The 1,237-nt window shown below is 64.8% G+C and carries 1 protein-coding gene and 2 pseudogenes; all 3 read left to right on the forward strand.

Annotation, left to right across the window (positions count from 1 at the left end; all coding sequences use genetic code 11):
- Nucleotides 1-227: pseudogene (locus tag AC1D0A_RS21895) on the forward strand (lipoyl synthase); the annotation flags it as partial.
- Between the two features lie 19 nt (nucleotides 228-246).
- The gene (locus AC1D0A_RS21900) at nucleotides 247-1,068 is read left to right on the forward strand and encodes a methylenetetrahydrofolate reductase (protein ID WP_243182217.1); all 822 of its coding nucleotides are present in this window, start codon (nucleotides 247-249) and stop codon (nucleotides 1,066-1,068) included.
- Nucleotides 1,061-1,237 (forward strand): annotated as a pseudogene (locus tag AC1D0A_RS21905) (pyridoxal 5'-phosphate synthase lyase subunit PdxS); the annotation flags it as partial. The gene AC1D0A_RS21900 and the pseudogene AC1D0A_RS21905, both read left to right, overlap by 8 nt.

Here is a 1,237-nt window from a genome sequence, read left to right on the forward strand (position 1 = left end):
TCAAGCCGCAGGAATTCGTGGACCTGCAGCACGAAGCCGACGAGATCGGCTTCCTGGGCGTCATGTCCGGGCCCCTGGTGCGTTCCTCCTACCGCGCCGGCCGGCTCTGGGCCACCGCGATGCGCAAGAAAGGCTGGGAAATCCCGGCCGAACTCGCCCACATCGAAAGCTCCGGAAGCACCCGCCAGGAAGCCAGCTCGCTGCTCGGCGCCCAAGCCGGCGCCTGACATCGACGGAGGACCAGAGATGTTTCCCATACGACTTGAAATCATTCCTTCCGAGGGAATCGTCAAAAAGATCCAGTCGGCAGTGCCGCTGACCACGACACTCACCATCACGTGTCTGCCTCACCACGGAACCGGGCGGACCATGCGCACGGCCGCCCAGCTCAGTCTGCTCGGCTACACCGTGGTCCCGCACATCGCGGCTCGCAGCCTGGCGGATAGCACCCAGCTGGCCCGTATCATCCGGGAATGCGCTGGGTACGGCATCTCGGAAGTGTTCGCGGTTGGCGGTGACGCCCCGCAGCCCGCGGGTCCCTTCGCCAATGGCGGCGAGCTGCTGCGCGAGATCGCCGAAATCAGCGGCGGCCAGATGGCCGTTGGGGTCGCCGGGTATCCGGAGGGTCATCCCGGCATCGGCCCGCGGCAGCTGCTCGAATCATTGTTGGCCAAGCAGGAACTTGCCTCCAACGTCGTCACGCAGATGTGCTTCTCGGCCGACAGTATCCATAGCTACACGGCGATGCTGCGCCGCGAGGGAGTCATGCTTCCGGTCCTGGCCGGGGTTGCCGGGTCCGTCCAAAGAACCAGGCTGATTGCACTGGCAACGAAGATCGGCGTCGGAACGTCCCTGCGGTTCCTTAGCGGGAAACGACCGCTCGCCCGCCGCCTCCTGAGCGGCGAACGCTACTCGCCCGGCACTCTCATCAACGAGCTGACCGCCCAGCCTGTCGTCGATGGCATTCATCTCTACAGCTTCAATTGTTTTGACGAGTTACCCGGTACCGTCGCCGCTTCGTCGACGGAACTCTCCGCCACCACCAGCCAAGGAAACACACATGCTTGATACCCCGTTCCAGCCCGCAACCGCGAAGAACGTCACGGGCAGCAGCCGCGTCAAGCGCGGCATGGCTGAGATGCTCAAGGGCGGCGTCATCATGGACGTCGTCAACGCCGAGCAGGCCCGCATCGCCGAAGACGCCGGTGCCGTGGCCGTGATGGCGCTGGAACGCGTT

The sequence above is a fragment of the Arthrobacter sp. P1_D4 genome, from assembly GCF_056406115.1.